A 6,423-nucleotide genomic window follows, 5' to 3' on the forward strand; every position below is an offset into this window, starting at 1 on the left:
AAATGGCGCGCGATCTGATGAGTTTTGGCAAGCCGATCCTCGTTCTGGGCGATCCGGGTCAGTTGCCGCCCATCCAGGGCGAAGGCGCCTTCACCCGCGATGCGCCTGACGTGATGCTGACCGAGATCCACCGCCAGGCGACTGAGAGCGCGATCATCCGTCTCGCCACCATGGCGCGGATGGGCGAGCCCATCGGTTTTGGCACCTACGACACCCATGTCGCCAAGATGCGCAAGGGCGACATTTCGCCGGAACAGGCGCTGCGCGGCGGGCAGTTGATCTGCGGGCTGAACGCGACACGGTTGCAGATCAACAATGCGATGCGCGCGGCGGCTGGCCTTGGCGGGACGTATTTGCCCACTGGCGCGGCGGAAAAGATCATCTGCCTCAAGAACGACAATTCGCTCGGGCTTATCAACGGCATGTTCCTGACCCTCGAGGATATCGTCGACGAGGGCAGCCTCTATTTCTCGGCCGTGGTGCATGACGAGGACGGGCGCCGGGTATCCCCCTTCGACAGCGACGGCCGCCCCGGGCGGCTGCGCATCTACAAGGGGCATTTCGAGGATCACATCGCCTACGACGCCAAGCGCCATGACCGCGATTGGCGGGAAAAACGCAAGCTGACCGAGGCGACCTTCGGCTGGGCGATCACCGCCCACAAGGCCCAAGGCTCGCAGTGGGAGAATGTGATCGTCTGGGATGACGGACTTGGCCGCAGCGAGATCGACCGCCGCCGCTGGCTCTATACCGCTATCACCCGCGCTGAGCGCGGGCTCGTCCTTCTGGCCTGAGGGGGCGCGATGATCGATCTCAACGATGTCGGCACGCCGAAAGCACGCCACGATCTCGCGGTCGTAAAGGACCGGCTGGCGGCGACCGCAGGCGACTGGCTCCCCGGCATCTTTCCCGAGGCGCGGCTTGCGCGCGACCGTCGTTCCTTGCGCTGTGCCGACCTGTCCGGCCGCCCGCCGCGCAAGGAGGGGTCTTGTACCATCCACCTTGACGGGCCCTATGCCGGCTGGGGTTTCGACTATGCCACCGGCGAAAGCGCAGGGCCGATCGATCTGATCGCGCAGGCAACCGGGCTCTGCGATGGCGCGCTCTTCGACGAGGCGGCGCGGATTGCCGGGATGGATCATCCCGCGCCCCGAAACGCGCCACGCGCGAAGCCCGATCATACCGGCGAGATTGCGCGACTGATCGACGGCGCACAGCCGCTCGCTGGCACCCCCGGCGAAACCTACCTCCGCATCCGCGGCGTTGCCGATCCGGGATGCCCGGATCTGTTGTTCCACCCCGATCTGCCGGATTTCGACACGCGACGCGGTTGGCCGGGCCTGATCGCATTGCCACGCCTGGCAGACGGCACCCGCGCTCAGGGTATTCACCGGACCTTCCTGCTCGACGACGGCAGCGCCAAGGCGTCTGCTGGGAAGAAGATGCTGGGATCGGTAGCGGATGCGGCCGTGCGCCTGTTCGCCATGCCTGCGGACGGCCATCTCGGCATTGCCGAAGGCATCGAGACCGCCCTAGCGGCGCATACCCTGTTCGGCACCGCCGTCTGGGCGGCGCTCTCTGCCGATGGTCTCGCGCGGTTTCAGTGGCCGGCGGGCACGACGCGGATCACGATCTACGCCGATGCTGGCGATGCCGGTCGTCAGGCGGCCGCCACGCTCTCAGACCGGCTGAACCGGGCCGACATTCCGAACCAGATCGTGGTCCCTCTGCATGGCGACGATTTCAACGACGATCTGATGCGCGCAGCGCGTGCGGCCGACTATCGTCCGGAGATTTCGGCCGACGAGCCCGTCGGTATTGAGGCATCGACGACAGTGGCGGCCCCGGCGCCCGGCGATCCGGACGCTCTGATTGCCGCCGCCGAGGCGCTGACCAACCCGCCCGAACTCACCGCGCTCTCCAGCCTTCTCGGTCGCCTTGCGCTTGCCCGGCTCGATCCGCTGCCCGAACGCCAGATCCTCGCCCGGATCAAGACCGCGACCGGCATCTCCATGTCGATCCTCGACAAGCAGTTGACGGAACTGCGCCGCCGCGTGCATGCGACGGGCGATCCGCAGGGCAGGATTGCGCGTCCCGCCTGGTTCGGGCGGCTGTGCCAGGACTTGTCCGGCACGCCCGAGCGCAACGAGGCCAATGTAATTATCGCCCTGTCCTCGGATCCGGTTTTTGCCGGGCTCCTGGCCTTCGACGAGTTCGCCCAATCCATAGTGGTGCGTCAGCCGCTGCCCTGGGATGACCCGGCCATCCGCTTTCCGCGCCCCTGGGACGATGCCGACGATGTGCGCACCGCCGAATGGCTGCAATTGCGCGGGCTCAACGTCGCTCCGATGGTTGTCGGCCGTGGTGTTGGCGCGGTGGCCCGCGACCTGCGCATCCATCCGGTTCGCGACTGGCTCGACACCCTGAAATGGGACGGCACGCCCCGGATCGAGACCTGGACCAGCACCTACCTCGGTGCAGCGCCGACAGCCTTCCATCACACCATCGGCGCGCTCTGGCTGATCTCTGCCGTGGCCCGGATCTACCGGCCCGGGGTGAAGGCCGATCACATGCTGATCCTCGAAGGGCCGCAGGGCGCGCGCAAATCGACAGCCATCAAGGTGTTGGCGGGTGAGGACTGGTTCACCGACGAACTGCCCGAGCTCGGGTCCAAGGACGCGGCCATTCACATGCAGGGCGTCTGGATCGTGGAAATTGCCGAACTCGACGCCATCGGCCGGGCCGAGGTCTCGCGCATCAAGGCGTTCCTGACCCGCACCACCGACAGGTTCCGCCCGCCCTATGGCCGCTACACCGTCGAGGTGCCGCGCCAATGCGTCTTCGCGGGCACCGTGAACCCCGACACCTATCTGCGCGACGAAACCGGCAACCGCCGCTTCTGGCCGCTGCGCTGTGGCACCATCGACATCGCAGCGCTGGCTCGCGATCGGGACCAGATCTGGGCCGAAGCCGTCCATCGTTTCCGCGACGGCGCGATCTGGTGGATCGACGATCCGGCGATCCTTGCCGAGGCCACTGCAGCGCAGGAGGCGCGCTATCAGGCGGATGCCTGGGACGCCCGTATCGACCGCTGGCTGACCCACGACACCCGCAGCGTCAATCGCGGCCACGCGGGCTGGGATGATTGGCAGGACGAAGAGTTCGAACGTCCCGAGCCGATCCGCGATGTGTCAGTGGGCGAAATCCTCGAAGGTGCGCTTGGTATCGAGCCCGCGAAATGGACGAAAGGCGACCAGATGCGCGTGGGGGCCTGGCTGAAATCCAGAGACTGGGAGAAATATCGACGTCGGTCAGACAAGGCGCGCGAATGGCGCTACAGGAAGCCGGCAGCGAACGACTGACCGCAAATCAGATGGCATGGTGTGGGCGGCCAGTTTCGGCCGCCCCGTTTTTTGGCATCGTCCTGACACCCTCAGCGATAGATGCGGAGGCTCTCGATTAGCCCGAGCGGATCGGTGCTGCGCGCAATCTCAATCGTCAGCCCACCACGTCCCTTCACAACGTCGCGCCTGACGTTCGTGATCTTGGTTGTAGCATCGACGAAGTATTCCCGGGTCTGGAAACGCTTCTTTTCTTTGGAATGCCAAAGGCAGGTCAGTTCGTCCTCGTCGACATACTTCGCCTGCTTGATGTCCGCGATGAAGGGCTCGTAGAACGCCTCAGGATGAGTGTCGAAGCCCAGTCGCTCAAGCCAGATCAGGATTGCGGCAAATGATGCCGGTCGCAGGCCCGTGAAGCCGTAAACCGATGTATCCCGCACTTTCGGGCGCCTGAACCGCGAGACCGCCGCGACCCCCGAGATTTTCAGCAGGTTCTCCGATCCCATGTCGAAGATCATACCGCCAAGACTGGCGTCGAGCGTATCAAGCCACCCTTCGACCGAAACGGTTGCAATAACCTCGTCCTTCAGAAGTGCATTGGTTTGGGCACGCGTCTTGGCTGAGGCTTGCGTGTCGCGCGCTCGCTCGAGCCCGTGCCAGAGTGCCTGAAGGACACGTTGCTCCACATGGTTCGTTGGCAGGGTTGGCGACTTTGCGGTCTCTGAAGGTGTGCCAGACGGGATTGGCATCGCAGGAGCATTCCCATTTGGGTTGCCAGTGAGAGAAGTGTCGCTGGTTGGCACGCCGATCATCGAGTTCAGCCGCCCCCAACTCTGTTCGCCATGGACGCGGGCGATGAGTTCCAGGGCTTGGCTGTGTCCGATCGTGAGATCCGGGGCGAGAGCCGACCTCAGGCGCTTAGCCTGGGCCTTAGCAATGTCGGAGGTGGCCGGAAGGCCGGTGAGTTGTTCATTCATGGCAAAACCTCTGCCTGAGGGTCGTCGAAGTCGAGGGCTCGGTCCATTGCCGCCACGAAGACCCTTGGGAAAGGTTGCCTTGTCGCGATTCTCGATGCGCATGTTCTTCATGGGGAAACCCCGGACCGGAACGGCCATGCGCAGCACGTCGGTTAACATGGGCGTTGGCGATGCCTTGCACAAGGGGGGGATCGTGCCGAGTTGTCGAAGGTCGTCGCAACAACCGCCTCTGGCGGCCGTCTTCACGTTTCGGGATGGCCCTACCTCATTCTCTGACCTTATCTGACGGCTAGGTAGGGTCAGAGAAAACCCAAAAAAATCAATCGTGTCCCTACTGGCCCTACTTGGTGCACCGACTTCCTTCCCTTTCCTATATGCATGTATGTCCCTAACCGGTTTCGTCCCTCCTTATGCGTCGTAGGGAAAAGGTTGGGACGAGTAGGACCAGTAGGGACAGATTTGATTTCAAACGACGATTTGTGGCCCTACCTTGATCAGAAGTAGGACCAGGTTGGGTCACCCGTCGGCAGAGCGCGTTTTCCTTGACCCGGCACGCCTGACATGATTCCCTGCGCTTGACCAAAGCCGAAGGCCCACAATTCTGGTGAGCCTTCAACATGACGCCGACCATCCAGACTGCGGACCAGCACCTCGAACCGGGGTGCATTTCAGCGTCCTGCATCCTTGCCCTCGACCTCGGGACGACAACAGGTTGGGCTTTGCGCAGCCATGACGGCCTGATCACGTCCGGCACGACATCCTTTCGCCCCGGGCGGTTCGACGGCGGCGGTATGCGGTATCTTCGCTTCACCAACTGGCTGACCGAGGTCGACCGGCTATCAGGCCCCATCGCTGCGATCTGGTTCGAGGAAGTCCGCCGCCATGTCGGAACGGACGCTGCCCATGTCTATGGCGGGCTGATGGCCACGCTCACGGCATGGGCTGAACTCCGCGGCATCCCTTATGAGGGCGTTCCGGTTGGCACCATCAAGCGCCATGCCACCGGCAAGGGCAACGCCGACAAGCAGGCGATGATCGCGGCCGCGCGGGCGCGCGGGTTCAGTCCCGCCGATGACAACGAGGCGGATGCCATCGCCATCTTGCATTGGGCAATCGAAACGAACGGGGGTGTCGCGTGAGGTGGTATCCCCGAGGCTATGGTGGCACCCGCCGTGATCCAGATCGCGTCAAGCAGGAAGGCTGGCACGACCATGGCCTGCTGGCCGTCTCCATCGACGACCCCCGTCTCACTTGGCCCGAGCAAGAACTGGTCCGCCAGCTGGGTGAAAAACTCTACGGCCCGCGTGTCGAGCCAAGGGAGGTGGCCAATGGCTGAGTGGACGCCTGCCGTGGTCGAAGCGCGCCTTGAAAGCGCTGCCGATGTCTTCCGGTCGCTGCCCGAGGTCAAGCCGCAGGGCTACTTCAACGCCTGGCCAGAGTATTTCCACAGCTTCGCCGATCAGGTCGGTCAGGAACCCCGGATGCGACGGCCGAAGCCTGGCCCGCGCGACATCACCCAAGCCGACGACGCGCTGCTGTGGTTGCGCTGGCTCGACCCGGCCGACGCGCGCCTCTTGTGGCTGCGCGCGAACCGCAAGCCATGGAAGCCGATCTGCTGGGAATTGGGCATCAGCCGCGCCACCGCCAACCGGCGCTGGCAGTATGGCATCGCCGTCATTGTGTGGCGGTTGAACGGCAAGCGCGTGCCGACCAAGCGGTCGATGGACTTCGTGGTGGCGAAGGTGACGCCCTGAATCTGTCAAGAGCCGTCGCGTGGGCGAGACACTTTCAAGCGAGACACCAGACGCCAAGACAGATCGCGTCCAGGACGCTACAGATTCAATATACTCGGGAGAGGAGCGCGCAGGCACTGGCCGCGCCGCTGGCTTCCGGGGTCCAGCGAGGGGGCCAGTCGGGGTCCGAACTGCCAAGCCTTTGATATCTTGGTTCCTTCCTGGCGATATTCGTATGCTGGCGGGCGAAGCGCGGCACATCGCTAGCAACAGGGCCGGATTTTTGGGAAGCCACCCGGAAGCCACCGCCGCCTGAATCCGCCTGAAACACTGCAAATTCAAACCCTTGAAGCTGGACACCCCAGGTGGCCA

6 protein-coding genes are annotated in these 6,423 nt (G+C 64.0%); 4 read left to right on the top strand and 2 right to left on the bottom strand.

All coding sequences use genetic code 11. From position 1 onward, the window contains the following. Together ACE3P6_RS13440 and ACE3P6_RS13445 are read left to right on the top strand one after the other, a co-directional pair. A partial coding sequence (locus ACE3P6_RS13440; protein ID WP_374395869.1) for an ATP-dependent RecD-like DNA helicase occupies positions 1-794 on the top strand: 794 nt, incomplete at its 5' end. Between the two features lie 9 nt (positions 795-803). Continuing rightward, positions 804-3,362, top strand: coding sequence for a VapE domain-containing protein (locus ACE3P6_RS13445; RefSeq protein ID WP_374395872.1), 2,559 nt, complete (start codon positions 804-806; stop codon positions 3,360-3,362). Positions 3,363-3,433: 71 nt separating this feature from the next. On the opposite strand, the gene ACE3P6_RS13450 is transcribed toward ACE3P6_RS13445, so the two are convergent. Then, positions 3,434-4,477, bottom strand: a complete 1,044-nt coding sequence (locus ACE3P6_RS13450; protein WP_197474288.1) for a glyoxalase superfamily protein — start codon at positions 4,475-4,477, stop codon at positions 3,434-3,436. 458 nt (positions 4,478-4,935) lie between these two features. Between ACE3P6_RS13450 and ACE3P6_RS13455 the strand changes: the two genes are divergently transcribed. Next, positions 4,936-5,457, top strand: coding sequence for a hypothetical protein (locus ACE3P6_RS13455; protein ID WP_068767873.1), 522 nt, complete (start codon positions 4,936-4,938; stop codon positions 5,455-5,457). Between the two features lie 189 nt (positions 5,458-5,646). Continuing rightward, complete coding sequence (locus tag ACE3P6_RS13460; RefSeq protein ID WP_068767874.1) at positions 5,647-6,072, top strand: DUF6362 family protein; 426 nt, start codon at positions 5,647-5,649, stop codon at positions 6,070-6,072. Positions 6,073-6,157: 85 nt separating this feature from the next. Here ACE3P6_RS13460 and ACE3P6_RS13465 read toward each other — a convergent pair. Beyond that, positions 6,158-6,423 (bottom strand): hypothetical protein (locus ACE3P6_RS13465; protein ID WP_374395876.1); only part of this gene is annotated, 266 nt, incomplete at its 5' end.

This window comes from Tabrizicola sp. (assembly GCF_041911175.1).
In the GTDB taxonomy this organism is placed as follows: domain Bacteria; phylum Pseudomonadota; class Alphaproteobacteria; order Rhodobacterales; family Rhodobacteraceae; genus Tabrizicola.

Coding starts and splice junctions, on each gene's coding strand:
- ACE3P6_RS13445 (WP_374395872.1), top strand. CDS start 804: ATGATCGATCTCAACGATGTCGGCACGCCGAAAGCACGCCACGATCTC.
- ACE3P6_RS13450 (WP_197474288.1), bottom strand. CDS start 4,477: ATGTTAACCGACGTGCTGCGCATGGCCGTTCCGGTCCGGGGTTTCCCC.
- ACE3P6_RS13455 (WP_068767873.1), top strand. CDS start 4,936: ATGACGCCGACCATCCAGACTGCGGACCAGCACCTCGAACCGGGGTGC.
- ACE3P6_RS13460 (WP_068767874.1), top strand. CDS start 5,647: ATGGCTGAGTGGACGCCTGCCGTGGTCGAAGCGCGCCTTGAAAGCGCT.